This is a genomic window from Tenacibaculum holothuriorum, from assembly GCF_002120225.1.
Classification (GTDB): Bacteria; Bacteroidota; Bacteroidia; order Flavobacteriales; family Flavobacteriaceae; genus Polaribacter; species Polaribacter holothuriorum.
This window is the reverse complement of the sequence record NZ_LAPZ01000015.1, coordinates 65,034-90,538: the sequence shown is the minus strand read 5'-3', so window position 1 is coordinate 90,538 and position 25,505 is coordinate 65,034. Positions and strand designations below refer to the sequence as shown.

22 protein-coding genes are annotated in these 25,505 nt (G+C 30.5%); 11 read left to right on the top strand and 11 right to left on the bottom strand.

Annotated elements, in window-relative coordinates:
• Positions 1–23: 23 nt before the first annotated feature.
• Entirely contained in the window at positions 24–1,106 is a 1,083-nt protein-coding gene (gene dinB, locus WH52_RS13555) for a DNA polymerase IV (protein ID WP_086031500.1), read from the top strand.
• Here dinB and WH52_RS13550 read toward each other — a convergent pair.
• From WH52_RS13550 to rplU, 4 genes are all read right to left on the bottom strand, one after another.
• Positions 1,103–3,025: a tetratricopeptide repeat-containing sensor histidine kinase gene (locus WH52_RS13550; RefSeq protein ID WP_086031499.1), complete on the bottom strand. Its 1,923-nt coding sequence runs from the start codon at positions 3,023–3,025 to the stop codon at positions 1,103–1,105. The two genes, dinB and WH52_RS13550, sit on opposite strands and share 4 nt — an antisense overlap.
• A gap of 9 nt (positions 3,026–3,034) precedes the next feature.
• On the bottom strand, positions 3,035–3,769 hold the full coding sequence (locus tag WH52_RS13545) for a LytR/AlgR family response regulator transcription factor (RefSeq protein WP_086031498.1): 735 nt from the start codon (positions 3,767–3,769) through the stop codon (positions 3,035–3,037).
• A 365-nt stretch (positions 3,770–4,134) separates the two neighbouring features.
• On the bottom strand, positions 4,135–4,395 hold the full coding sequence (gene rpmA / locus WH52_RS13540) for a 50S ribosomal protein L27 (RefSeq protein ID WP_086031497.1): 261 nt from the start codon (positions 4,393–4,395) through the stop codon (positions 4,135–4,137).
• Between the two features lie 24 nt (positions 4,396–4,419).
• Positions 4,420–4,905, bottom strand: coding sequence for a 50S ribosomal protein L21 (gene rplU / locus WH52_RS13535; RefSeq protein WP_086031496.1), 486 nt, complete (start codon positions 4,903–4,905; stop codon positions 4,420–4,422).
• Positions 4,906–5,174: 269 nt separating this feature from the next.
• On the opposite strand from rplU, the gene WH52_RS13530 reads away from it, so the two are divergent.
• Complete coding sequence (locus WH52_RS13530) at positions 5,175–6,497, top strand: M16 family metallopeptidase (protein ID WP_086031495.1); 1,323 nt, start codon at positions 5,175–5,177, stop codon at positions 6,495–6,497.
• Positions 6,498–6,516: 19 nt separating this feature from the next.
• Complete coding sequence (locus WH52_RS13525; RefSeq protein ID WP_086031494.1) at positions 6,517–8,571, top strand: M16 family metallopeptidase; 2,055 nt, start codon at positions 6,517–6,519, stop codon at positions 8,569–8,571.
• 51 nt (positions 8,572–8,622) lie between these two features.
• Here the strand turns inward: WH52_RS13525 and WH52_RS13520 are convergent, their stop codons facing one another.
• Positions 8,623–9,495 (bottom strand): DMT family transporter, encoded by an 873-nt coding sequence (locus tag WH52_RS13520; protein WP_086031493.1) that lies wholly within the window; start codon positions 9,493–9,495, stop codon positions 8,623–8,625.
• A 99-nt stretch (positions 9,496–9,594) separates the two neighbouring features.
• On the opposite strand from WH52_RS13520, the gene WH52_RS13515 reads away from it, so the two are divergent.
• The 3 genes from WH52_RS13515 (at position 9,595) to WH52_RS13505 (ending at position 11,622) form a co-directional block, all read left to right on the top strand.
• Positions 9,595–10,050 (top strand): cation transporter, encoded by a 456-nt coding sequence (locus WH52_RS13515; RefSeq protein WP_086031492.1) that lies wholly within the window; start codon positions 9,595–9,597, stop codon positions 10,048–10,050.
• 123 nt (positions 10,051–10,173) lie between these two features.
• The gene (locus WH52_RS13510) at positions 10,174–11,205 is read left to right on the top strand and encodes a COX15/CtaA family protein (RefSeq protein WP_086031491.1); all 1,032 of its coding nucleotides are present in this window, start codon (positions 10,174–10,176) and stop codon (positions 11,203–11,205) included.
• 9 nt (positions 11,206–11,214) lie between these two features.
• On the top strand, positions 11,215–11,622 hold the full coding sequence (locus WH52_RS13505; protein ID WP_086031490.1) for a DUF3997 domain-containing protein: 408 nt from the start codon (positions 11,215–11,217) through the stop codon (positions 11,620–11,622).
• A 48-nt stretch (positions 11,623–11,670) separates the two neighbouring features.
• Here the strand turns inward: WH52_RS13505 and gldD are convergent, their stop codons facing one another.
• From gldD to mutY, 4 genes are read right to left on the bottom strand one after another with little or no spacing between them, the layout of a single operon-like run.
• Positions 11,671–12,228 (bottom strand): gliding motility lipoprotein GldD, encoded by a 558-nt coding sequence (gene gldD, locus WH52_RS13500; protein WP_086031489.1) that lies wholly within the window; start codon positions 12,226–12,228, stop codon positions 11,671–11,673.
• Positions 12,221–13,522 carry a gliding motility-associated protein GldE gene (gldE, locus tag WH52_RS13495; RefSeq protein ID WP_198938445.1) on the bottom strand — a complete coding sequence of 434 codons (1,302 nt, stop codon included), beginning with the start codon at positions 13,520–13,522 and terminating at the stop codon, positions 12,221–12,223. The genes gldD and gldE overlap by 8 nt, the downstream gene beginning before the upstream one ends.
• Before the next feature lie 21 nt (positions 13,523–13,543).
• A complete protein-coding gene (locus WH52_RS13490; RefSeq protein ID WP_086031488.1) occupies positions 13,544–13,981 on the bottom strand; it encodes a single-stranded DNA-binding protein in 438 nt (145 codons plus the stop codon).
• Positions 13,982–14,017: 36 nt separating this feature from the next.
• Positions 14,018–15,064 (bottom strand): A/G-specific adenine glycosylase, encoded by a 1,047-nt coding sequence (gene mutY, locus WH52_RS13485; RefSeq protein WP_086031487.1) that lies wholly within the window; start codon positions 15,062–15,064, stop codon positions 14,018–14,020.
• A 133-nt stretch (positions 15,065–15,197) separates the two neighbouring features.
• Here mutY and WH52_RS13480 point away from each other — a divergent pair, with 133 nt between their 5' ends.
• Both WH52_RS13480 and WH52_RS13475 read left to right on the top strand, forming a co-directional pair.
• Positions 15,198–15,497 carry an HU family DNA-binding protein gene (locus WH52_RS13480; RefSeq protein ID WP_086031486.1) on the top strand — a complete coding sequence of 100 codons (300 nt, stop codon included), beginning with the start codon at positions 15,198–15,200 and terminating at the stop codon, positions 15,495–15,497.
• Positions 15,498–15,778: 281 nt separating this feature from the next.
• The gene (locus WH52_RS13475; RefSeq protein ID WP_086031485.1) at positions 15,779–17,320 is read left to right on the top strand and encodes an Rne/Rng family ribonuclease; all 1,542 of its coding nucleotides are present in this window, start codon (positions 15,779–15,781) and stop codon (positions 17,318–17,320) included.
• A gap of 63 nt (positions 17,321–17,383) precedes the next feature.
• Here the strand turns inward: WH52_RS13475 and WH52_RS13470 are convergent, their stop codons facing one another.
• On the bottom strand, positions 17,384–19,585 hold the full coding sequence (locus WH52_RS13470) for a patatin-like phospholipase family protein (RefSeq protein WP_086031484.1): 2,202 nt from the start codon (positions 19,583–19,585) through the stop codon (positions 17,384–17,386).
• Positions 19,586–19,589: 4 nt separating this feature from the next.
• Positions 19,590–21,380, bottom strand: a complete 1,791-nt coding sequence (gene uvrC, locus WH52_RS13465; protein WP_086031483.1) for an excinuclease ABC subunit UvrC — start codon at positions 21,378–21,380, stop codon at positions 19,590–19,592.
• 70 nt (positions 21,381–21,450) lie between these two features.
• Between uvrC and WH52_RS13460 the strand changes: the two genes are divergently transcribed.
• From WH52_RS13460 to WH52_RS13450, 3 genes are all read left to right on the top strand, one after another.
• Positions 21,451–23,223: a MutS-related protein gene (locus tag WH52_RS13460; RefSeq protein ID WP_086031482.1), complete on the top strand. Its 1,773-nt coding sequence runs from the start codon at positions 21,451–21,453 to the stop codon at positions 23,221–23,223.
• Positions 23,224–23,235: 12 nt separating this feature from the next.
• Entirely contained in the window at positions 23,236–24,225 is a 990-nt protein-coding gene (gene moaA, locus WH52_RS13455) for a GTP 3',8-cyclase MoaA (RefSeq protein ID WP_198938444.1), read from the top strand.
• Between the two features lie 91 nt (positions 24,226–24,316).
• The gene (locus tag WH52_RS13450; RefSeq protein ID WP_086031481.1) at positions 24,317–25,504 is read left to right on the top strand and encodes a molybdopterin molybdotransferase MoeA; all 1,188 of its coding nucleotides are present in this window, start codon (positions 24,317–24,319) and stop codon (positions 25,502–25,504) included.
• Position 25,505: the final 1 nt, after the last annotated feature.

Sequence of the window (25,505 nt, the reverse complement as noted above, 5' to 3'; positions counted from 1 at the left end):
CGCTTTTTTTATAACTTTATACCATGGAATTGCAGCCACCATTTCGTAAAATTATTCATGTAGACATGGATGCTTTTTATGCATCTGTAGAACAATTGGATAATCCTGAGTTACGAGGAAAAGCAGTTGCTGTTGGTGGTAGTGAAATTCGCGGAGTAGTTTCTGCAGCAAGTTATGAGGCTCGTAAGTTTGGTGTACGATCGGCAATGAGTGGAGTTTTAGCCAAAAGAAAGTGCCCTCATCTTATTTTTGTTAGACCTCGTTATACTCGCTATCAAGAAATATCGACTAAAATTAGAGCCATCTTTTACGATTATACCGATTTGGTAGAGCCGCTGTCTTTAGATGAAGCTTATTTAGATGTAACAGAGAACAAAAAAGGAAATCCATCTGCCAACGAAATTGCCAGAGAAATTAGACACCGTATTTGGGAAGAGCTAGAATTGAGAGCTTCCGCAGGAATTTCTATCAATAAATTTTTAGCTAAAGTTGCTTCAGACATTAATAAACCTAACGGGCAAAAAACCATTCACCCAGAAGAAGTCATTTCTTTTTTAGAAGAATTACCTGTTGCTAAATTCTATGGAGTAGGAAGGGTTACTGCTACAAAAATGCATAATCTAGGAATTTTTAAAGGTTTAGATCTTAAACAAAAATCACTTGAAGAACTAACCAAACTTTTTGGCAAATCGGGCTCACATTATTACAATATTGTAAGAGGAATTCACAATTCTAAAGTAAAACCTAATCGAATTCGAAAATCGATTGCAGCCGAACGTACTTTTAATGAAAATATTTCTTCTGAAGTTTTTATGTTAGAACGATTAGAAAAAATTGCTGATGAGTTAGAACGAAGAATGAAAAAGTCAGACACAAAAGGTAAAACCATTACCTTAAAAATAAAATACAGCGATTTTACACAACAAACACGAAGCAAAACAACCCAAACCTACATTCAGCTAAAAAAAGAGTTTATGCCTATTGTAAAAGAGCTCTTATATCAAGAAAAACTTAAAAACTCTGTTAGACTTTTAGGTATTTCATTCAGTAATTTAAATACTGAAAAAAAACTTCCTGTTTGGATTCAGTTAAAATTCGATTTTTAAACTATTGGCACTCTAATGGAGACTCTAGTTCCAGTAGGTTTTCCTTCATCATCTTTTAAATCAAAATATTCTAAAGAGAAATGATTTTTAAATTCATTGGTAAAGTTTTGAAGTCTTTCTTTCGTTAAATCAATACCAATAGATTTTCTATTTAATGATTTATTACTTTTGATTTTAAAAGCTTCTTCTCTACCAATTCCATTATCTTCAATATCTATTTGAATAAACTCATCGGAAATTTTACTTACAGAAAGCTCTACTTTCTTTTCTCCTTTTTTAGACGATAACCCATGCCAAATAGAGTTTTCTAAGAAAGGTTGTAAAATTAATGGTGGAACTTTTATACGCTCTAAATTAAGTCCGTCATCTATTTTTTGAACATATTCTATTTCATTTGAAAAACGAATATTTTCAATACTCATATAAAGGTTCATTGTTTTTAATTCCTCGTGAAGCGTTACCTCTTTTACCTTAGAAGCATCTAAGATATTTCGAATAAGTTTCGAAAATTTATTCAAATAATAAACCGCATTTTTTTGTTCATTATTTATAATATAGAGCTTAATTGAGTTTAATGCATTGAATACAAAATGAGGATTCATTTGGCTTTGTAGAGCTTCTTGCTCAAGCATTAAAATTTTCTTTTCATTATTTAGTAAACGTTGTCTATAAATAGAATATAACACAACACTAAACAAGGCTAAAGACACTAAGGTTATTATTAAAATATTTCTATTTCTTGTTAAATTTAATTCAGCAATATCTTTTTCTCTTGCTAAACTTTCTAGTCTATTTTTACTTACTTCGTTTTCGTATTTGTTAATTAAACTTGTAACATAAACAATGTTCTTCTCATTAAAAGTTTCTCGATCAATATCAATTGCTTTTTTATAATTATCAAAAGCTTCTCTGTATTCTTTTCTCTTTAAATTTAATTCAGACAAATGGTTATAAGCAGCTGATAAGCTCGAAGGCATGTTATTCTTTTTAGCAATATCAAAAGCCATTTTTACATATTTCTCCCCTTTATCTAGTTTATCTGTTTTAATATATACCCAACCTAAGGTGTTATATACTTCAGACAAATAATATTTATTACCAATCTTTTCTGCTAAAGGAAGTACTTCTATAATGTATTTATAAGCCTCTTCATATTTTCCTTGCTTTATTAAAATATCACTAATACTATTATGACAAATTACTTTACCAAGTTCGTCATTGTTTTGATTATTATAATCTAATGATTTTTTATAGTTTTTAAGAGCAATTTCAAAATCTCCAAGATTCTTATATGCAAACCCTATATTTTGATGATTGATTGCTAACCCTCTTTTATCTTCTACGTCTTGTTGAATTCCTATTGATTTCTCAAATCTTTCTAAAGCTAGTTCGTATTGCTTTAATGCCAAATAAATATTACCAATACTATTTATTGAAATACTTGTGCTAATCTTAATATCTTTTGTTTGATTAGTAGCTTTAGTTAACATTTCTAGGGCTAAATGATGATAATTTAAAGCCGTCTTAATTTTATCTTGCCTTCTGTATACAACCCCTAACTGATTTAACGTTACTACTTCTGCCTCTAAACTTCCAACTTCTCTAGCTAATTCTAAGGCCTCTTTATATTTTAAAATTGATTTATCGTACTGAGTTTTATTTCTATAAAAACGACCATAAAGATTTTTAGCGAAAATTTGCCCCAAGGCATACGTCTCTGTCTCACTTTTTTCTAATAAGTATTTTATTTGATCTTCAGAAAACCTAATGCGTCTGAAATATTTTTGAAGACTAAAATAATTTTCAGGTTTTACAGTAAAAACATTGTTAATTATACTATCTTTTTTTCTTTCCTTTTGCGAAAAAGAAAAGGTAGAAAATAGAATAAAAAAAGTTATAAAAGCTATTCGAAGTTTCATTTATAGAAGCTAGAATTTTTCTAAGAAATCTGATTTTCTTTGTCTAGACACTGGTATTCTATGATTATCTTCAAGAATAACATAACCTTCAGATTTTAAAAATTCCTTTATTTTATTTAAGTTAATTATAAATGAATTGTGAATTCTAAAGAAATGTTCATCAGGTAACAACTCATTTACTTCTTTTAATTTTTTTGTAATAACGATTTTTTTGTTTGCTGTAGTATAAATAGAAGAATAATTACCATCAGACTCTACAAACAAAATCTCTGACTGTTCTAAAAATATTAGTTTACCATCTGCGCTAATCGTAATTTTTCTACTATTAAACCTTTTGTTAAAGCTTGAAAGTATTTTTTCGAATTTTTCACTATCGTTATTTTTATTGTGATGATTTTTAATACGCATTACAGTTTCTTCTAAATCATCTGTATCAATAGGTTTTAACAAATAATCAATCGCTTCATTTTTTAGTGCTTTAATAGCGTATTCATTATAAGCTGTTGTAATAACAATTGCAAAGTCTTTTTTATCTAGTTTTTCTAATAATTGAAAACCATCCATAGTTGGCATTTCAATATCTAAAAACAAGCAATCTATATCATTTGAATTAATATAACTTATTGCCTCTTCGGCATCTGTAAATGTTTTTTCAATATTTAAATCTTCACTAAAATTAGATAGCTCCCATGATAACCCTTGTATAGCTTTTGGTTCATCATCGACAATAACAGCTTTTAACATAAAACGATCTTTATACCAAATGTAACTTATTAATATGTAAAAAGAAAACCATTTATACTTGTAATCCTACCAACTTTGTATAGAAATATACTTACTAAACAGCAAATAAAACCATTTACACACTAAAATTAGCAGTTTGTACAAAACCAATTTTTTATTATTTATTTCCTTCTCATATTTGTATCACTTTTAGGGGGAATCATATTAGATAAATTAGGGGTTATTCAAATATGATAATTAAAAAAAGAAAACACCGTGGTCGCGGTGTTTTTCTGCTTTTATAGAATATTAAAAACATTAACAATAGAAAACAAAAAAGCGCAAATCATATGATTTGCGCTTTTAATATTCTAATCTATTATTTCTTAAGCCTCAAATGGGATTATAGAAACATATGATTTGTTATCTCTTTTCTTTTGGAATTGAACAACACCATCAACTTTAGCATGTAAAGTATGATCTTTCCCCATGTAAACGTTTTCTCCTGGGTTGTGTTGAGTTCCTCTTTGACGAACAATAATGTTACCTGCAATAGCAGCTTGTCCTCCAAAAATCTTTACTCCTAAACGTTTCGATTCCGATTCACGACCGTTCTTCGAACTACCGACACCTTTCTTATGAGCCATTTCTTAACGAGTTTTTTAGGTTAATTATTTACTTAATACTTCAATTAATTCAGCTTTCTTTAAAGAAGTGTATCCAGAAATACCTTTTTCTTTAGCTAAAGCTTTTAACTCAGCAACAGTCATTGAACTTAAATCATTCGATGCTGCTTTCTCCTCTTTCTTTGGAGTTTCTTTCTTAGCAGTTGCCTTTTTTGCGCCAGATGCAGCAATACTTTCGATTTGAATCTCTGTTAAATACTGTCTGTGTCCATTTTTCTTTTTGTAACCTTTTCTTCTTTTCTTTTTGAAAACGATTACTTTATCACCTTTTAAGTGACCTAAAATCTTTGCCGATACTGCGGCTCCTTCTATAGCTGGGGCGCCAATAGTTACGTTACCTTTATCTTCGATTAACATTACGTTATCAAAAGTTACTTGAGAACCTTCTTCTCCTTGTAAACGGTGAACATAAACCTTTTGGTCTTTCGCTACTTTAAACTGCTGCCCTGCTATCTCTACGATTGCGTACATACTAATTTGTTTTGCTTATTGTTTATACAATGCATTTCCAGATAATTCAAGAAATGCGGATGCAAATATACGTGTTTTTCTTTTACTAGCAACAAATTACATCTTTTAAATTCATGTAAATCAGAAAAATAAAACAATATCACTAACAAATTGAATAGCAACTATTAATATATTTAGTTTAAAATTAAAAAAATGAACGTTAAACAGTGTAACAAACTAAACTATATTGCGTCAAACAAAGAAATTTAAACTAATTAAAAGAACAACTAATGAAAAGAAGTATTTTATCTCTTGCTTCAGCTCTTTTAGTAGCATTTTCGGCAAATGCACAAAAAGTTGAGTTCGAAGAGTACGATTTAAGTAACGGCATGCACGTTATTTTACACAAAGATAATTCTGCCCCAGTAGTTACTGTAGGTGTTATGTATCATGTAGGTGCAAAAGACGAAGTAGACGGTAAAACTGGTATGGCACACTTCTACGAGCATTTATTATTCACTGGAACTGAAAACATTGGTCGTGGAGAATGGAACAAAATTGAAGCTGCCAACGGAGGTACTGGTAATGCAAACACCAACTGGGATAGAACGTATTATTACGAAACTTTTCCTTCTAACAATTTAGAGTTAGCGTTATGGATGGAATCTGAACGTTTATTACACCCTATTATCGATCAAAAAGCAGTTGACACTCAAAACGAGGTTGTAAAAGAAGAAAAGCGTCAACGTATGGACAATGCTCCTTACGGAAAGATTATTTACGGAGATGTGTACAATCATATTTTTGATAAACACAACTATGGTAGACCAATGATTGGTTATATAAAAGATTTAGACGCTGCCAAATTAGAAGAGTTTAAAGCTTTTTACAACAAATGGTATATGCCAAACAATGCTGTTTTGGTAGTTGCTGGAGATTTTGACACAAAGAATGCTAAGAAAATGATTAAAGATTATTTCGAGCCAATTCCAGCACGTACTTTACCAAAACGCGAAAAAGTTGTTGAACCAGAAAGAACAAAAGAAAAACGTGTTAAGGAATATGATTCTAACATCCAGTTACCAGCAATCTTACTAGCACATAAAACTCCTTCTATGAAAGAAAGAGATTCTAAAGTGTTAGATGTTATCTCTACAATTTTAAGTAATGGTAAGAGTTCTAGATTATATAAAAAATTAGTAGATGGTAAAAAGAAATCATTAAACGTATTCTCTTTTGCAAGAAATTTAGAAGATTATAGTGTTTATAATATTGGTGCAATTCCTTTAGGTAAAACTTCTTTAGATGATTTAATTAAAGAAATGGATGAGGAAATTGAGAAATTACAAACTGAATTAGTTTCTGATAAAGATTTACAAAAAGTTAGAAACAAGTTTGAAAACCGTTTTGTTGCCTCTAACTCAAACGTTCAAGGTATTGCAAACTCTTTAGCAAGAAACTACATGTTAGTTGGTGATACTAATAGAATTAATAAAGAATTAGAAATTATAAACTCTATAACTAAAGAAGAAATTAGAGACGTAGCTAGAAAATATTTAGCTAAAGACCGTAGAGTTGTTATCGAATATTTACCAGAAGCTAAAAAGAAATAATCATCTAAACTGAATTTTAATGAAAACAAAGATATTTTCAATAATCGCAATAATGTTTCTATCATTAACTGTTTCAGCACAGATAGATAGAACTAAACAACCAAAACCAGGACCTGCACCTAAAATTAATTTAGGAACTCCTGAAAAATTTAGCTTATCAAACGGATTACAAGTTTTAGTTGTTGAAAACCATAAATTACCAAGAGTAACTGCAACCTTAACTATTGACAATCCTCCTATGACTTATGGAAACAAAAAAGGAGTAGAAGGTTTATTAAGCAGTATGTTAGGGTCTGGATCTAAAAACACTCCAAAAGCAACTTTCGATGAAGAAGTAGATTTCTTAGGAGCAAATGTTTCGTTTTGGGACGAAGGAGCTAGAGCAAGTTCATTATCAAAATATTTTCCTAAAGTATTAGGTTTAATGGCAGATGCTGCTTTAAACCCTGTTTTCACTCAAGAAGAGTTTGACAAACAAATGAAACAGTCTTTAGACGGAATTAAGAATGGTGAAAAAAGTGTACAAGCCATTGCTAGCAGAGTTCAAAATGTTTTAACGTATGGTAAAAATCACCCTTTTGGTGAATTTACTTCAGAAGCTACGTTAAAAAACGTAACTCTACAAGACGTAGAAAATCTTTACAATAAAACTTACAAGCCAAATAATGCATACTTAGTTATTATTGGAGATGTAAAATTTAAAGAAGTAAAAACCCTAGTTAAAGATTTGTTTTCTAGTTGGAAAAAAAGCGACATGATTGCGCAGCAATTACCAAAAGTAGAAAACCCAAGCACTACTGAAATTGACTTTATTAACATGCCAAATGCAGTACAGTCTGAATTAGCAATCATTAACAGTGTTGACCTTAAAATGGGAGACAAAGATTACTATGCTGCTCTTTTAGCTAACCAAATTCTTGGTGGTGGTGGTACTGGTAGGCTATACAAAAACCTAAGAGAAGATAAAGGATATACTTACGGATCATATTCTAGTATTGGATCTAGCCGTTACGCTTCACGTTTTAAAACTTCTGCTTCTGTAAGAAACATGGTTACCGATAGTGCTATGGTTGAAGCTATGAAAGAAATTAACAAAATTCGATATAAGAAAGCTACTCAAGAAGAGTTAGATATTGCTAAGGCAAAATATATTGGAAATTTTGTTAGAAATGTAGAAAAACCACAAACTGTAGCTTCTTATGCTCTAAACATTTTAACGAACAAGTTACCTAAAGATTATTACAAAAACTATCTTAAAAACATTAATTCGGTAACCTTAGACGATGTTCAAAATGCAGCTATCAAATATTTCAAAGGAGATAAAGCAAGAATTATCATTACAGGTAAAGGAATAGATGTTTTAAAGAATTTAGAAAAAACGGCTAATTACAAAATCAACTATTTCGATAAAAACGGAAATCCTACTGAAAAACCAGCAATGAGTAAAACGATTCCTGCTGGAGTTACTAAAAACACTGTTATAAATAAGTATTTTGATGCTATTGGTGGGGCCGATAAAGTTAAAAACTTAAAATCTACAATGGTAGTTTACGAAGCAGAAGCAATGGGTAGAAAAATTCAAAATACTGAAAAAAGAACTGCCACTCACTTTGCTAACGCCACTGCTATGAACGGAAATACTATGATGAAAGTAACAATGGATAAAGATGCTATTAAAATGAATGGGCAACCTTTGCCTCCTGCAATGGCTAAAGACTTTTCATTTACTTTAGGAACTTTCCCAGAAGTTGGTTATTTAAATAATGCTGAAACTAAACTAACAGGTATTGAGCCAATTAATGGAAAAGACGCTTATGTAGTTTCTAAAAAAGGAAAAATTGTTTCTATTACTAGTTATTATGATGTTGACTCTGGATTAAAAGTAAAAGAAGTTCAAAACATTAATATGGGAGGTAGAACTCAAACTCAAGAAGCAACATTCGGTGATTATAAAGAATTTAATGGAGTAAAGTTTCCTGGTAAAAAATCTGGAAGTTTAGGGCCTCAAAAAGTTCAGTATGTATTAAAAGATGCAAAAATTAACGAAGGAGTTTCTGACGCAGATTTTAAATAATTATCCTTTTTTAAAAAAGATAAACAAACCGTGGCTATTTGCTGCGGTTTTTTATTTTGCCTTATTTACCAACCAAACACCAAACAAAATAACTCCTCCTGCTAACAATTGAATTAAACTTAATTTTTCTCCATCAATAATTCCCCACATAACAGCTACAATAGGAATTAAATAGGTTACTGAAGCAGCAAAAACTGGCGATGATATATGTACCATTTTATTAAACATCACCTTTGCTATTCCTGTTCCAATTACCGATAAGATTGTAATATAACCCAAAGCCGATGTGGTTTGTTCATTAATTTCGAAAGTAGAAAAGAAGCCAGAAAACACTAACACTAAAAAGGCTGGTACAATTAGCAATAAAAAGTTACCTGTTGTTATTGCCAAAGCATCTAAATCATATAAATATTTTTTTACAATATTCACATTAAAAGCATATCCTACCGAAGAAATAATTACCAATATAGCATACCAATAATTCTGATCTGGATTTAGCGCTGCTCCTTTCAAAATTAAAATAATTGTACCTATTAATCCAACTAAAATACCAATGAATTGTTTTCTCTTAAAGGTAAAACCAAACACCATTGCTCCAAAAATAAATGTATTAAAAGGCGTTAGTGAATTTAAAATTGCAGAAATAGAACTATCTATTCCTTTAATTGCAAAGGCAAACAAAAAAGCAGGAAAAAATGTACCTAAAGCTGCTGTGTATGCAACATACTTCCAATGTTTTTTTTGAATTTTCTTTAAGCTCTTAAAGCCTATCAGTAGTAAAAAAATTGCAGTAATTAGCATGCGAATTGCTCCTAACTGAATGGGAGTCAAACCAATCAAACCCTTTTTTATAAGGATAAAAGAACTTCCCCATATTAATGAAAGAATAACGAGATAAATCCATTTTAATTTCTGAGTATTCATAGTCGTAATTGCTGAGAAATAACAAAAGTCGGATAAATCTTCGGAAACAAACTCAATTATTAATAAATTTGCACTATAATTCTATAATTAAACCGAATAATGAAATTCTTAAAAATATTTTACATCGTCGCTTTAGTTAGTTTTACAATGGTTTCTTGTAAAACAGAAGCAAAAAAAGAAAATCAACCTAAAAAAGAAGAGGTAGCAGCTAACGTACAAGAAGCTAGTTTTGCTATTTCTGGAATGACTTGCGAAATAGGTTGTGCAAGAAAAATAGCGAAAGACCTATCTGGTAAAGAAGGTGTTTTAGAAGCTAAAGTTGTTTTTGCAGATAGTATTGCGAAAGTAAAATTCGATGCTAACAAAACGAACAAAGCAGAGTTAATGGCTTTTGTTGAAGGTATTGGTGGAGATTTATACAAAACCTCTGAAGGTGGTAAAAAATCTTGCGATAAAGCTTGTGCAGAAAAATGCGACAAAGAAGGAGATAAGAAAGAATGTATGGAGAATTGCAAAAAGGACTGTCACTCTAAAAAAGACGAAAAAACAGCGTAATTTATATTTACTATTCATAAAAGGCTTCTACAATGTAGAAGCTTTTTTTATACCTTTTCATTTATCTTTGCAAAAGATTTAGCAGACAAGTTTTGACGTTTAATTGAGTCAAAAAAAAATCACATGAAAAAACACTTTCCTTTACTAGTTAAAATAACTTTAATAGCAATTTATGTAATCTTTTTAGCGGGTTCTGTAGTACGAATGACAGGATCTGGAATGGGATGTCCTGATTGGCCAAAATGCTTCGGGTATTACATTCCACCAACATCTGAAGAACAAATAACTTGGCAACCTAACAAAGACTATAAAAAAGGAATGATTATCGTAAAGGATGAAGCATTATTTGTTGCTGAAAAAGATTTAAAAACTGCTACTGAATTCAACCTAAATAATTGGAGTAAGTATACAAAACACAACTATGCTAAGTTTAACAAGCTTCATACTTGGACAGAGTATATTAATCGTTTATCCTCTGCTTTGGCTGGTATTCCTTTCTTGCTATTGGTTATAACGTGTTTTTCATTCTGGAAAGAGAATAAAAAAATCACACTTATTACTTTAGGAGCATTCGCTCTTATGTTATTTGAGGCTTGGTTAGGTAAAACTGTAGTAGATACTAATTTAAAGCCAACTGTAATTACCATACATATGGTAGCTGGTCTTTTCATTGTAGCTCTGCTTTTATGGTTATTGCACATTGTTAACAAAAAGCCTTTTGACCCTACTCAAGGTGATAAACTGAAATACAATAGTGTTTTTAATAAACTCTTAATAGTATCGGTAGTATTTTCTTTGATACAAATTGCTTTGGGAACTCAGGTACGTCAATTTATAGATGAGCAAGTAAGGTTATATGGTTTTGAACATAAACAATATAGTCTTTTAAATCCTAGTTTTAAGTTTTATTTCCATCGATCGTTTACCATTGCGATTGTTTTAGTGAACTTGGCAATGTTCTATTTAAATCAGATAAAAAACTTAGGATATAATCTTGTTAATTGGATTGTTTTCTTAATCTTTTTAGAAACAATTACAGGTATTTTAATGTATTATGCTGAATTTCCTCTAGGAACACAAGCTATACATTTATTAGCGGGTTCTGTATTATTTGGATTGCAATTTTATTTATTGTTGCAGAGTAGGAAGAGTTAAGCATAAAGAATGAAAAAAACAATTAAAATATCTCTATTACTTATCTTACAATCTTGTTATTTTGGAGTTGGATTAGTAGAAAAAGAAATTACTAACAACTATTTTTTATTTGCCAATAATAAACTTGACGAAATGAGTATTTGGTTTCATTCTGAAGAACATTCTTATCAATTAATTATTCCAGAAACAGTTTTTGCCGTTGGAGAAAATGGAGATTATATCATAGCTAAAAGCCATCCAAAAAACAAAAAAAATGGGATAGATAAGAGTATTACATACTACCACATTATTGAAGTAAGAAAAAAGAAAGCTAACCAATACTCTAACCTAAACTTAGAACAGTTCAATAAAAAGAGAGAAGAATTAAATATCCCTAACAGCTTAAGTTTTAAACTCACCTATAAAGAACTAGAATAGAAGCGCCTTTAAATTGACTATTTATTCTATTTAACACTCCTCTAAACACTATTTTTTCCACTCCAAAGTTTCCATCATTTTAATCATATCTTTTTTGATATAATCTACAGCTGGTAAAACAGAGTCGTAATTGGGTTTTGTGTAGAAAAACAATGATCCTTTTATAAAGTTTTTACTAGAGTCCGTAGCATGAAATTGTATTTGTGAAGCTGCATTACCTAAGATTTGATACAAGCTACCATATACTTTTTTTTCATCGTTTACATATTCAATTGGAGCAGAAATTTGATCAGCTTTTACAGCATGCTCATACACCAACTTTTCTGCCTCTACCAATAACTCTCTTAAGTTATCTTTTACTGGTCGGTACGTAATATCTACCGATGCTTTTAATTCAGGATACTCAACTTTAAGCCATTGTTTAGGCAAATTTTTAATCTCTGAATTTGTAGCTGCATCAAAAGAATATGGTCGCTCAACCGTTATTTTTTTGTAGTCTTTTTCTGGATAGTTTAAACTTAAATATCCTTTTGGTTTAGGCAACGTTTCTTCATTACAACTCATCATCAACATCATAAAAAACATCCATACAAAAATCTTACGCATTTCTTGTTACTTTAACCTGTTTAATTCTTTTTTTATCTACTACTTCAATAGTAAACGTGTAGTTACTATAATTTATTTTTTCTCCTTTTTTAGGAAACTTCCCAGAAACTTCCAATAAAAAACCTGCAAGTGTTTCGCTTTCTCCTTTATCTTCTTCAAATTTCTCTTCATTTTCATCGTCTAGCACTCTACAAAAATCTTTAATCGTAATTTTTCCTTCAAAAATATAATTGTTTTCGTCGAGTTTAGAGTAGGTTAAATCGTCATCGTCAAACTCATCATTAATATCTCCTACAATTTCCTCTATTACATCTTCTAAAGTTACAATTCCGCTTGTTCCTCCATACTCATCTACTACAACTGCTAAGTGTTTTTTCTTTTCTTGAAACTCACTTAATAAATCATCCAGTTTCTTGTTTTCTGGAACAAAAAACGGTTCTCGCAGTAAATCTTGCCATTGAAATTTCTTTTTATTCAAGTGAGCTAGTAAATCTTTGGCGTATAAAATCCCAACAATAGTATCGATATTTTCTTCATATACTGGATTTCTAGAATATCCGTTTTTCAGAATAATTGACAACACTTCTTCGAACTTAGCATCTTTAGAAATTGCACAAACATCAGTTCTTGGTTTCATTATCTGAATAGTTTCGGTATTACCAAAACTTACAATTCCTTCTAGTATTTTTTGTTCGTCTTTTGTAGTGGCATCATCAGAAGTTAGTTCTAAAGCTTGTGATAATTTTTCTACCGAAAGATTGTTGTTTTTGTTCCCTAATCGATTCTCAACTATATTGGTTAACTTAATTAAAACCGAACTCAACGGAGTTAAAACTGCATTTAAAAAAGCTATTGGCTTCGACATAAAACCAGCAAATTTCATCGAGTTTCGTGTTGCGTATACTTTTGGTAAAACTTCACCAAATAATAAAATTAAAAAGGTTACTAAAACAACCTCTACCAAAAACTTAATTGTACCCGATAATCCTTTAAAAAACACTTCTCCTAACGAAGCAAATAGCAATACAATTAAAATATTGATAAAGTTGTTTGTTATTAAGATAGTACCTAATAGTTTCTTGGGTTTTTCTAAAAGCTTAACTACTGTGCTTTTTCCTTTAGTTTTTTCGGAAAGTGAATCTAATTCTGTTGATGAAATGGAAAAAAAAGCAACCTCAGCACCAGAAACCAATGCAGAACATATAAGTAATACCAAAAGTACTACTGAGTTGAGCATAGTTACATAATCTATACTAAGTAATAACAATTGTAATGGTTCGGGATCAGGTTCCAACAAATATCGTTTTATTTATTTTTAGAATGGTAAATCATCATCTTCAGTATATGATGTATTGGGTTCTTCATTTACAGAATTCGTTGGTGCATTGGTTTGAGCTTGTGGCATTGTTCCTTGTTCTTTTTTAGAACTTAACATCGTCATCTCTTGCACATGAATTTCGGTAGTATAACGTTTTTGTCCGTCTACCTCATATTGTCTGTTTTTTAAACGACCTTCTAAATACACCTTATCACCTTTAGTAAGGTATTTTTCACAAATCTCTGCTAACTTGTTTCTTACAACAATATTATGCCAATCGGTATTTGTAATTCGTTCACCCGTTTGTCGATTCGTATACGTTTCGTTTGTTGCTAATGGAAAACGCCCTACCGAATTACCTCCTTCAAAGTAATGCATCTTTACTTCATCGCCTAAATGCCCTATAAGTATTACTTTATTAATTGTACCTGCCATATGCTGTGTTTTTCGATAAAATCAAATATACAAAAATTACCTTTTCTCTATTTCGAACTCTTTTAAAAACTTATCTATTAAAACTGGCACTGGATATTTATCAAGTTCGCTCCAATTAATCGTAGTTTTTTTATGGCTATCGGTTTTTACAACCCAAAACTTCGTATATAAATGCTGATGCGACAATTTATGCACAATCTCTTTTTTATTAAATAACGAAACTGATGCTTGCTCAGGAAACAGCGCATCAAATTCTTCGTTTTCTAACAATTCATTGATTTCAATACTTTTTGTAGTTTCTATTAGAGGAAATTGATATAACCCTTGCCAAATTCCTTTTCCTTTTCGTTCTTCAATAATTGTTTTATTATCATTCGTTACAACGACTAAATAATTAAAGTATCGTTTTTTGACTTTGATTTTTTTCTCTTTAACAGGTAGTTCTTTAACCAAACCCTTTTCCAAAGCCACACAACTATTTGACAGTACACAATCTTTACACAACGGATTTTGAGGCTTACAATGTAACGCACCAAAATCCATAATCGCTTGGTTATACACTCCAGGTTGTTCAACATTTATTAACGTTTGAGCCAATTCTTTAAACTCTCTTATTCCTTTTGATGAATTGATAGGAGCTTTAATTCCGAAGTAACGAGAAAGCACTCTATACACATTCCCATCTACAACAGCAGCTGGTTCATTAAAACATATAGAAGCAATTGCACTTGCCGTATAATCTCCAACTCCTTTAAGCTTTAATAACTCTTTATAATTATTCGGAAACTCTCCGTTTAATTCGTTTGCAATATATTTTGCCGTAAAATGTAAGTTTCTCGCTCTAGAATAATACCCAAGTCCTTGCCAAAGTTTCAACACTCTTTCTTCAGTGGCTTTTGCTAAGTCGAACACGGTTGGAAAAGCTTCTGTAAACTTCAAAAAATATGGTAATCCTTGTGCAACTCGCGTTTGTTGAAGCATGATTTCACTTAACCAAACATGGTACGGATTTTGTGTTTTTCTCCATGGTAAATCGCGGTTTTTTTGTAAATACCAGTATATTAGTTTGTTATGAAAAATCATTTTACGAAATTAGCAGCACGAAAGTACACTATTTTACTTAGATAATTTTAAGATTAAAAATTTTCGGAATAGATTAATTATCATATATTTGCATCCTCGATTTTTAAAGTTATACAAACAAAATATATAAACAATGACAAAAGCAGATATCGTATCTAAAATTTCAGATAAAAGTGGAATTGAAAAAGCAGATGTTTTAGCGACTGTTGAAGCATTCATGGAAGAGGTAAAAGAAGCATTAGAAAGTGGCGATAATGTTTATTTAAGAGGTTTTGGTAGTTTTATTATCAAAACAAGAGCAGAAAAAACAGGAAGAAACATTTCTAAGAACACTACAATTAAGATTCCTGCACACAATATTCCTGCTTTTAAACCTTCAAAAGTTTTTACTGAAGGAGTAAAATCTAAGGTAAAGGTAGAAGAAACAAAATAATTATTTATAATAAAGTATTAACCAAACCCTAATTATAGGGGTTCACTAAAACATTTTAATTATGCCAAGTGGTAAAAAAAGAAAGAGAGCTAAGATCTCTACTCACAAAAGAAAGAAAAGAGCAAGAGCAAATCGTCATAAGAAAAAGTAAGCAATAGCTTACTTTTTCGTTTGCTTAGGCTACACTAAAAGTTCATTGACATAACATGGTATCGTATATACTGTGTTTACAATTTTAATCCGTCTTCGCTTTATTAGCGATGGCATAAAAACTATTCAGAATGAAAACAGAATTAATAATTCGTTCAAATTCTTCTGATATAGATTTTGCCTTATTAAGAGATGGTAAACTTATTGAATTAAACAAAGAAACAAGCGACAATAAATTCTCGGTCGGTGATATTTTTCTTGCTAAAATAGGAAAAGTAATGACTGGTTTAAATGCTGCTTTTGTAAATGTAGGATATCCTAAAGATGGTTTTTTACACTATCATGATTTAGGACCACAAGTACAATCTTTAAATAAGTTTATTAAAAAAGTAAGCTCTGGTAAATACAAAGAATTCACTTTAAAGAACTTCCGTTCAGAAGATGATATCGACAAAAACGGAGGCATTAACGACGTACTAAAATCAGGTCAAAATTTATTAGTACAAATTGTAAAAGAACCTATTTCTACTAAAGGACCACGTATTAGTTCTGAGCTATCGATAGCAGGTAGATATTTAGTTTTAGTTCCTTTTTCAGACAGAGTATCTGTGTCGCAAAAGATACAAGATAATAAAGAAAAGGAGCGTTTAAAAAAATTAGCGAAAAGCATTAAACCTAAAGGGTTTGGGCTTATTTTACGTACTGTTGCCGAAGGTAAAAAGGTAGCAGAACTCGATAAAGATTTACAAAATTCGTTAGATCGTTGGAAAAGCTTATGCAAGCGCATACCTAACAATAACACTCCAACAAAAATCTTAAGCGAATTAAACAGAGCATCTTCAATATTAAGAGATGTAATGAACGATTCTTTTACAAGCATTATTACCAACGATGAAACATTAAAATTAGAAATCAAGGAATATTTACAAGAAATATATCCTGAGAAAGAAAACATTGTAAAACTTCATCGTTCTCAAGTTCCTATTTTTGAAAAATACGGAATTGAAAGACAGATTAAAACATCGTTTGGTAAAACAGTTTCTATGAGCAAAGGTGCTTATTTGGTAATTGAACATACCGAAGCACTTCACGTTATCGATGTAAATAGTGGAAATCGATCTAACAAAGCTAAAAATCAAGAAGAAACTGCTTTAGAAGTTAATTTAATTGCTGCTACAGAAATTGCCCGCCAATTACAATTACGTGATATGGGAGGTATTATTGTAGTTGATTTTATTGATATGAAATCGGCAGAAAACCGTCAAATTTTATATCAACACTTAAAAGAAGCGATGTCTTTAGATCGTACAAAACACAAAATTTTACCTCCGAGTAAGTTTGGTTTAGTACAAATTACAAGACAACGTGTACGACCTGAATTACATATAAAAACTCGCGAACCGAATCCGAATAAAAATGGAGAAGTAGAAGCTCCTATTGTTTTGGTTGATAAGATTGAAGGGGAATTAGAACGAATTATGAATAATGGTAATAATGCAAGTATTACACTTAACGTTCATCCTTTTATCGCAGCTTATTTAACCAAAGGAGTTAACTCTATTCGTTTTAAATGGTTTGTGAAACATAAAAAGTGGATAAAAGTATTACCAAGAGATTCTTACCAATATTTACAATATAAATTTTTCTTTAAAAAGAAGAAGAAAAGTAAATAAGGCAAAAATCTTATGATGAAATAAAAATCCCGATTCTTATCGAATCGGGATTTTTTGTTTTCATTAGAACCAGAATCCTAAATTGAACAACCAATATTGTTCTTTATGGTCTGGAGACCAACTGTATTTTAATTCTATTGGTCCTAAAAAAGTTTCTACTCCATAACCAACGGCATAACCCGATTTGGTGTTTTTAAACAAACTTCCACCAGCAAAAATATCTTCTTCTACTCTCGCATAGTTCGCTATAAAGCTTGCATATTGTTTGTTGAATACTTTATACCTAAAATTAAATTCAGACCTTAAAAACGACTGATTAGTAAGTTCAGCAGTGTCATAACCATACATTGGCTTGAAGTTATTAATATAGTTTTGATTATAACCACCTAAACGAAAATCAAATACTTGAGATGCTTTTCTTCCTAAAGTATAACCTGCTTCTGAAATGTACTGAAAAGTCAACTTATCCCAAAAAGTAGTAGCAAAACTTATACTACCTTGTAGTTGAGAAAATTGATGAAATTCTTCACTATTAACTGCCAACTTATTTAAGATATCATTTCTATCGGACCACATAAACCATTTAAACCCTATATCTGCATAAAATCCTTTTGTTGGATTCATCTCTTTATCAAATGTGTCTAGTTTTAAGAAAGCAAATGAATTTAAGTAATTACTATCATCAAACAATGTGTCTTCTCCATTATTGGTCAGAATCGTTCTAGAAGAAGCTTTAATCCATTTATTTTCTAAACCAATACCAACAGCAAACTTTCTATCTAAAGTAGTTTGTATATAAATTGCATTGGTAAAATCTTCATATTTTATATTAATGTTATTTACCGTTTCATTAAACGGAAAAGTGCTCTTAAAAGAGTTATATCTTGAAGAAAAACCGTAACTAGGAGCTAATCCATTATCTACTAGATATTCTAAATCATAACGGATTCTATCTCCAATACCAACATCAAAAGATAGTTCATCATTTTGAAAAAGAAGTTTCTTATGATTGTAATTAACCAAAATCGCTGATTTATACAATAAATCGTAATGAACCCCCATTCTTAAATAGGTTTGTACATCATCCTCTTTTACAAGAATACTTAATCTTTTTCCGCTAAATGATTTATCTAAATGATAATCTATTCTTGCAAAATTATTGGTCGCAGTAAGCGTATTTATCTTTTTTGAAATGTTTTTATAAGAAACGCTATCTCCTTTTTTTAGTTGAAGTTTACCAAGAATGTAATTATCAGTATAATTTTTATTTCCGTTAATAATTATTCTATCAATTAAAAACTTTTCTTCTTTTAATAATAATTTAGGTCTCGGTTTCTTTATTTGAAGTTTACCAATACTATCAAAAACCGATTGATACTTTCTAGCAACCTTATAGCCTTCATTTAAAATTTCCTTTTTTTTATCAAAAGAAACAACGCTATAATCTATAACATCTGGCTTTATATAGACGTTAAGAAGCTTAACTCTTTCCGCAGATTTATCATAAATCTGAAAGTTTACTATCTGCAAGAGAATAGAAGCAACAGATTCTAATTCTTCTCTCTTTAACAACTGTCCTTGAACATCTACCCCAATAATAATGTCCATTCCTTTTTCTTTCATTACATCGGCAGGAAAATTATTTACAATTCCACCATCAACCAATAACTCACCATCAATTTCTACTGGATTTAACAACGAAGGAAAAGCGGCACTCGCTCTAATTGCCAATGGTAAAGAACCTTTTTCTAACAAAGCTTGTTTACCGTTTTCAATATTGGTAGCAATACAATAAAAAGGGATTGGAAGTTTAGAAAAGTCGTTAATCTCATCTACTGGAGCTAATAATTCTGTTAATAAATTAAGTGCATTTTGTCCTTTCGACAAACCTAAAGGCAAACCGATTTCTCCTTTTTTAATCGGTAAAGAAAACGCATATTTTTCTCCAAAGTTTTTCTTAAAAAATGGCTTTTCTCTTCTTGGAACTTTATCCTGCAAAAGCTGCATAAAGTCTTCTTTATCTATTACTTGTTGAATTTGCTTCGGAGAATAACCTGCAGCATACAATCCGCCAACAATACTTCCCATACTTGTACCTCCAACATAATCTATTTGCACCCCTGCTTTTTCTATAGCTTCTAATACACCTATATGTGCAAACCCTTTGGCTCCACCTCCACTAAGTACCAAACCAACTTTAGGTTGTTGCCTTTGAGCAAACAGCAACAGAGGAAATAATATTAAAAATAGCAGCAATTTTTTCATTTGATTATTCTTTATGGAAATAGTTATAAATTTTCTGAGCTCTAGAATTACCAATTGCTTGTTTCAATTCTTCTAAAGAAGCTTCTTTTACTCTTTTTGCCGATTTAAAAGTACGTAATAAATTGGTAATGGTTTGTTTACCTACATCTGGTATTTGCTCTAATTCAGAATGAATTGCACTCTTACTTCGTTTATTTCTGTGAAATGTAATTCCAAAACGATGCGCCTCATTTCGTAAGTACTGAATTATCTTTAATGTTTCTGACTTTTTATCTAAATACAACGGAACAGGATCTCCTGGATAATAAATTTCTTCTAATCGTTTAGCAATACCTATAATGGCTATTTTTCCTCGCAAACCTAAAACATCTAAACTTTTTAAAGCTGATGATAGTTGTCCTTTTCCTCCATCAATTACAATTAATTGTGGTAATGGTTTGTCTTCGTCTAACAATCTTCTATATCTTCTTAATACAACTTCTTCCATAGATGCAAAATCATCTGGACCTTCTACAGTTTTTATATTAAAATGACGGTATTCTTTTTTACTTGGTTTTCCATCCTTAAAAACCACACAGGCGGCAACAGGATTTGTTCCTTGAATATTCGAGTTATCAAAACATTCAATATGTCTAGGTTCAACATGCAAACGTAAATCTTTTTGCATTTGTCCCATAATTCGTTTTACATGACGATCTGGATCAACAATTTTTATTTGTTTGAATTGTTCTTGACGATAATACTTTGCGTTTCGCTCTGACAGTTCTACAACTCTCTTTTTATCTCCTAACTTCGGAACACTTACTTTAATTTTTTCGCCTAAATCAACTTCAAAAGGAACATATACTTCTCGTGATAACGAATTAAATCTATTACGAGTTTCAACAATAAACAATTCTAATAATTCTTTATCGGTTTCATCTAACTTCTTTTTTATTTCGGTAGTATACGATTGAACGATTGCTCCATTCATAATTTTAAAAAAGTTAGCGTATCCGTGAGTTTCATCTGAAATAATTGAAAAAACATCTACATTATTAATCGACGGATTTACAATTGTAGATTTTGCTTGATAGTTTTGCAACGACGCTAATTTTTCTTTGATTTTTTGCGCTTCTTCAAACTTCATTTCAGCAGCAAAATCGAGCATAATTTTCTCAAACTTCTGTAAGCTTTCTTTAAAATTTCCTTTAATAATATTTCGGATTTCTTTAATATCTTGAAGATATTCCTCCTCAGATTGCAAACCTTCACAAGGACCTTTACAATTTCCTAAGTGATATTCTAAACAAACCTTGTACTTGTGAGCATCTATTTTAGATTGACTTAAATCGTAGTTACATGTTCTAAGTGTATATAGCTCTTTGATTAAATCGAGTAAAGCTTTTACAGTTCTAACATTGGTATATGGACCAAAATACTCTGATCCGTCTTTTATTACTCTACGTGTGCTAAAAATTCTTGGAAAACGTTCTTTTTTAATGCAAATCCACGGATAGGTTTTATCATCCTTCAACATTACATTGTATCGTGGTTGGTACTTTTTTATCAAGTTATTTTCTAATAACAAAGCATCTGTCTCGGTATCAACAACAATATGTTCTAATCGAACAATTTTTTTTACCAGAACACGTGTTTTTCCGTACTCGTGATTTTTAGTAAAATACGACGAAACCCGTTTTTTTAAGTTCTTAGCTTTTCCAACATAAATAATTACATCATCTTTATCAAAATATTGATATACCCCAGGAGAATTGGGTAATGTTTTTATTTGTAGTTCTAACGGTGTTGGCATACAACGAAAATACGACTTCTAAAAAATATATTCCCAGTAAAGATGTACTTTTACCCTTATTTATTTTACAATGCAAAAACCTATTTATTTTTATAAATCTCAACTTGTTGAATTAGATAAAAAACACACTGAAATTTCAAATAGAATCTTAAGAGTTCGTATACTACGATTTACCGTGTTTTTAGCTACAGCAATTGGAATATATTACACTTTTAAAATTCCGAATATTCCTATTATAATCGGTTTTGTAGGAATTACTCTTTTTATCTTTTTAGTAACCCTACACCAAAAATTAAAAGGAAAACGAAAAATAATAGAAACTAAAAAGAACATCAACACTATAGAAATAGAGGTGATAAATGGTAGTTATAGTGAGTTAGACACAGGAAAAGAGTTTATCAATCCACAACATTTTTTTAGTAACGATATTGATTTATTTGGGAAAGGGTCTTTCTTTCAATTCATTAACAGAACCGTAACCAATGATGGTAAAAAATCACTTGCTAAAACCTTATCTAGCAATCATATTTCTAATATTTCTGAAAAACAAAAAGCACTACAAGAACTTTCTTCAAAGGTAAAATGGCGTCAACATTTTTCAGCATTAGAAAGTTTAGTTTCAGCAAAAAAAGAAACTTCGGTAATCATACAGTGGATACAAAACTACACTTCAAATCTTCCAAGTTTTTTATCAATTACAATTAAAGTATTTCCAATAATTTCAGTTGTTTTAATTGTACTATTAATTTTAAAAATTATTAGTTTTTCAGTGTTGCTATTATGGTTTTTTATCGGATTAGGAATAACAGCTTCTACGTTAAAAACGACTCAAAAACTGTATACTGATGCTAATCACGCAAAGGATATTTTTAAGCAATACTATTTACTTTTAGAGCAAATAGAAAATCAACAGTTTTCTTCTACCATACTTAAAGAGAAACAACAAGAAATTACTTCTGAAGATGAAAAAGCTTCTGTTATTTTTAAAAAGTTCTCTAAAATATTAGACGCTTTTGATCAACGAAACAACTTAATAATTGCTGTTGTTGGAAATGGATTGTTTTTATGGGATATTCTAAATGCAATTAAAACCGAAAAATGGATTGCTCAATATAAAAACGTAGTAGCAAAATGGTTTGAAACTGTGAGTTTTTTCGATGCGCAAAACTCACTAGCTAACTTTGTTTATAATCACCCGAACTATGCTTTTCCAAATATTCAAAAAGAATCAAAAATAATTGATGCTAAAAATTTAGGACACCCATTATTAAATTCTGCAAAAAGAATTGATAATGATTTTACTATAGATACTGAACAGTTTTTCATCATAACAGGAGCAAATATGGCAGGTAAAAGTACTTTTCTTAGAACCATATCTTTATCAATAATAATGGCTAACTGCGGACTTCCTGTTTGTGCAGAAAACTATAACTATACTCCAATAAAACTAATTACAAGTATGCGCACTTCAGATTCGTTAACCGATGATGAATCCTACTTTTATTCAGAATTAAAACGATTAAAGTTTATTGTTGATGAGATTGCAAACGACAATTATTTTATTGTCTTAGATGAAATTTTAAAAGGAACCAATAGCAAAGACAAAGCATTAGGTTCTAAAAAGTTTGTTGAAAAACTAAGTAAATCAAATTCTACAGGAATTATTGCCACGCATGATGTAAGTTTATGTGAATTAGCAGAAGAATTTTCGTCACAAATAGAGAATCATTATTTTGATGCAGAAATCATAAATGACGAGTTGTTTTTTGATTATAAGATGAAAAAAGGAGTTTGTAAAAATATGAATGCTTCCTTTTTATTAAAAAAGATGAATATTGTTTAATACCTTTACATTATGAGTATGCTTACAGACACTTTTGGACGTCAAATAAACTATGTTCGTTTAGCGGTTACCGACCGTTGTAACTTGCGTTGTCAATATTGTATGCCTGCTCACGGAATTGACATCGTTCCCAGAAAAGAACTCCTCACCTACAAAGAAATGTACCGAATTATAAGAGTACTTACCGAATTAGGTGTGAACAAAATTCGATTAACGGGAGGTGAACCTTTTGTACGAAAAGATTTTATCGGTTTCTTAGAAATGTTGTCTTTCAACGATTTATTAGATGACATAAACATTACTACTAATGGAGCTTTAATTGTAAATCATATTGAAACTTTAGAGCAATTACCAAAAGTGAAGAATATCAATCTAAGTATTGATAGTTTACAAAGAGAAAAATTTGCAATAATTACTCGTAGAGACGTGTTTCCTGGAGTTTACGACACTTTCTTAAAACTAGAACAAAGTAAACTTAATTTAAAACTAAACGTCGTAGTACAATCTGGTTTTAATACTGATGAATTGGTTGATTTTGTTGCCTTGACAAAAGACAAAAATGTTTCGGTACGCTTTATTGAAGAAATGCCTTTTAACGGAAAAGGACAGCGAAACACAGAAGAAAAATGGAGTTTTACCAAAATCTTACAAACCATTGCTCAAGAGTTTGATTTTAAAGAAATTCCATCAGAAAAATCATCAACTTCAAAAAACTATAAAGTAGCAAATCATAAAGGCTCTTTTGGAATTATTCCTGCTTTTACCAGAACTATTTGTAACGATTGCAACCGAATTCGAATAACACCAACAGGCACTTTTAAAAATTGTTTGTTTGACGATGGTGTTTTTAATCTTCGTGATTTTATACGTGATGGAGCAAGTAATGACGATTTAAAAGAATTGTTTTTAAAGCTGATAAAAGAAAAACCAGAAAACGGTTTTATAGCAGAAGCGAATAGAAAAGGAAATGTTTCTGAAAGTATGAGTACAATTGGTGGTTAATTTAATAAAACTATGGTATAATTAGTCATTCCGAACTTGTTTCGGAATCTCATAATAAAATTCCTATTCCCAAGAGAATAAAGAACTAAAAATGATTACAGTACAAGAAGCTAAACAAATAATTTTAAGTAACACACAAGATTTTGGAATTGAAGAAATTCCATTTTTAGAATCAGATGGTAGAATTTTAAAAGAAGATATTATTGCCGATAGAGATTTTCCACCATTCAATCGTGTTGCTATGGATGGAATTGCCATTAACTATCGTTTTTTTCAATATGGTGTTCGAGATTTTAAGATTGAAGGTGTTCAAGCTGCAGGTAGTCCACAAGAAACGATGGAAAACGCTGCGCATTGTTACGAAGTAATGACAGGTGCAGTATTACCTAATAATTGCGATACTGTAATTCGTTACGAAGATGTGAGTATAGAAACGCTAATGGCAACAGTGAATCTTTCTGAAATTAAGGAGGGACAAAATATACACATCAAAGGTTCTGATAAAACTGAAGGAACTGTATTAATTCCAAAAAACAAACAAATATCTCCAGCAGATATTGGAGTATTAGCTACCGTAGGAAAAGCCACTATAAAAGTTGCCAAACTTCCTAAAGTAATGATTGTTTCTACAGGTGATGAATTGGTGAATGTAACTGAAACACCAGAAGCACATCAAATACGAAGAAGTAATGTATATTCATTAGTTTCTTTATTAAATGAATTAAATATTCCATCAGAAACAGCTCATATTACAGACAACAAAGAAGTTTTAAAAGATAAAATCGCTAGATATTTACAAGAATACGATATCTTACTTTTTTCTGGAGCAGTAAGCAAAGGTAAATTTGATTATTTACCAGAAGTTTTAGACGAGTTAGATGTGAAAAAATTATTTCACAGAGTTTCTCAACGACCAGGGAAACCGTTTTGGATGGGACAAACGGATACTTGTAAAGTTTTTGCGTTTCCAGGGAATCCTGTTTCTACTTTTGTGAATTGTTTAGTCTATTTTTATCCTTGGTATAAAAAGTCGGTTGGTTTAACAGAAAGTACGCAAACAGCTATTTTAACTGAAGATGTAATTTTTAAACCAAACTTAACCTACTATTTACAAGTAAAATTACATTCTGAAAAAGGACAATTATTAGCAACTCCAATTAAAGGAAACGGTTCTGGTGACTTAGCTAGTTTAGTAGAAGCCAATGGGTTTATTGAATTACCACAAACAAAAGAAGTAAATTTTATTAAAGGAAATGTTTATTCAATTATTAAAATTTAAA

Coding starts and splice junctions, on each gene's coding strand:
- uvrC (WP_086031483.1), bottom strand. CDS start 21,380: ATGCCAACACCGTTAGAACTACAAATAAAAACATTACCCAATTCTCCT.
- WH52_RS13520 (WP_086031493.1), bottom strand. CDS start 9,495: ATGAATACTCAGAAATTAAAATGGATTTATCTCGTTATTCTTTCATTA.
- rpmA (WP_086031497.1), bottom strand. CDS start 4,395: ATGGCTCATAAGAAAGGTGTCGGTAGTTCGAAGAACGGTCGTGAATCG.
- WH52_RS13475 (WP_086031485.1), top strand. CDS start 15,779: ATGAAAACAGAATTAATAATTCGTTCAAATTCTTCTGATATAGATTTT.
- WH52_RS13515 (WP_086031492.1), top strand. CDS start 9,595: ATGAAATTCTTAAAAATATTTTACATCGTCGCTTTAGTTAGTTTTACA.
- WH52_RS13450 (WP_086031481.1), top strand. CDS start 24,317: ATGATTACAGTACAAGAAGCTAAACAAATAATTTTAAGTAACACACAA.
- WH52_RS13545 (WP_086031498.1), bottom strand. CDS start 3,769: ATGTTAAAAGCTGTTATTGTCGATGATGAACCAAAAGCTATACAAGGG.
- WH52_RS13480 (WP_086031486.1), top strand. CDS start 15,198: ATGACAAAAGCAGATATCGTATCTAAAATTTCAGATAAAAGTGGAATT.
- WH52_RS13470 (WP_086031484.1), bottom strand. CDS start 19,585: ATGAAAAAATTGCTGCTATTTTTAATATTATTTCCTCTGTTGCTGTTT.
- WH52_RS13530 (WP_086031495.1), top strand. CDS start 5,175: ATGAAAAGAAGTATTTTATCTCTTGCTTCAGCTCTTTTAGTAGCATTT.
- mutY (WP_086031487.1), bottom strand. CDS start 15,064: ATGATTTTTCATAACAAACTAATATACTGGTATTTACAAAAAAACCGC.
- dinB (WP_086031500.1), top strand. CDS start 24: ATGGAATTGCAGCCACCATTTCGTAAAATTATTCATGTAGACATGGAT.
- WH52_RS13525 (WP_086031494.1), top strand. CDS start 6,517: ATGAAAACAAAGATATTTTCAATAATCGCAATAATGTTTCTATCATTA.
- WH52_RS13490 (WP_086031488.1), bottom strand. CDS start 13,981: ATGGCAGGTACAATTAATAAAGTAATACTTATAGGGCATTTAGGCGAT.
- gldD (WP_086031489.1), bottom strand. CDS start 12,228: ATGCGTAAGATTTTTGTATGGATGTTTTTTATGATGTTGATGATGAGT.
- WH52_RS13460 (WP_086031482.1), top strand. CDS start 21,451: ATGCAAAAACCTATTTATTTTTATAAATCTCAACTTGTTGAATTAGAT.
- WH52_RS13510 (WP_086031491.1), top strand. CDS start 10,174: ATGAAAAAACACTTTCCTTTACTAGTTAAAATAACTTTAATAGCAATT.
- rplU (WP_086031496.1), bottom strand. CDS start 4,905: ATGTACGCAATCGTAGAGATAGCAGGGCAGCAGTTTAAAGTAGCGAAA.
- WH52_RS13550 (WP_086031499.1), bottom strand. CDS start 3,025: ATGAAACTTCGAATAGCTTTTATAACTTTTTTTATTCTATTTTCTACC.
- WH52_RS13505 (WP_086031490.1), top strand. CDS start 11,215: ATGAAAAAAACAATTAAAATATCTCTATTACTTATCTTACAATCTTGT.
- moaA (WP_198938444.1), top strand. CDS start 23,236: ATGAGTATGCTTACAGACACTTTTGGACGTCAAATAAACTATGTTCGT.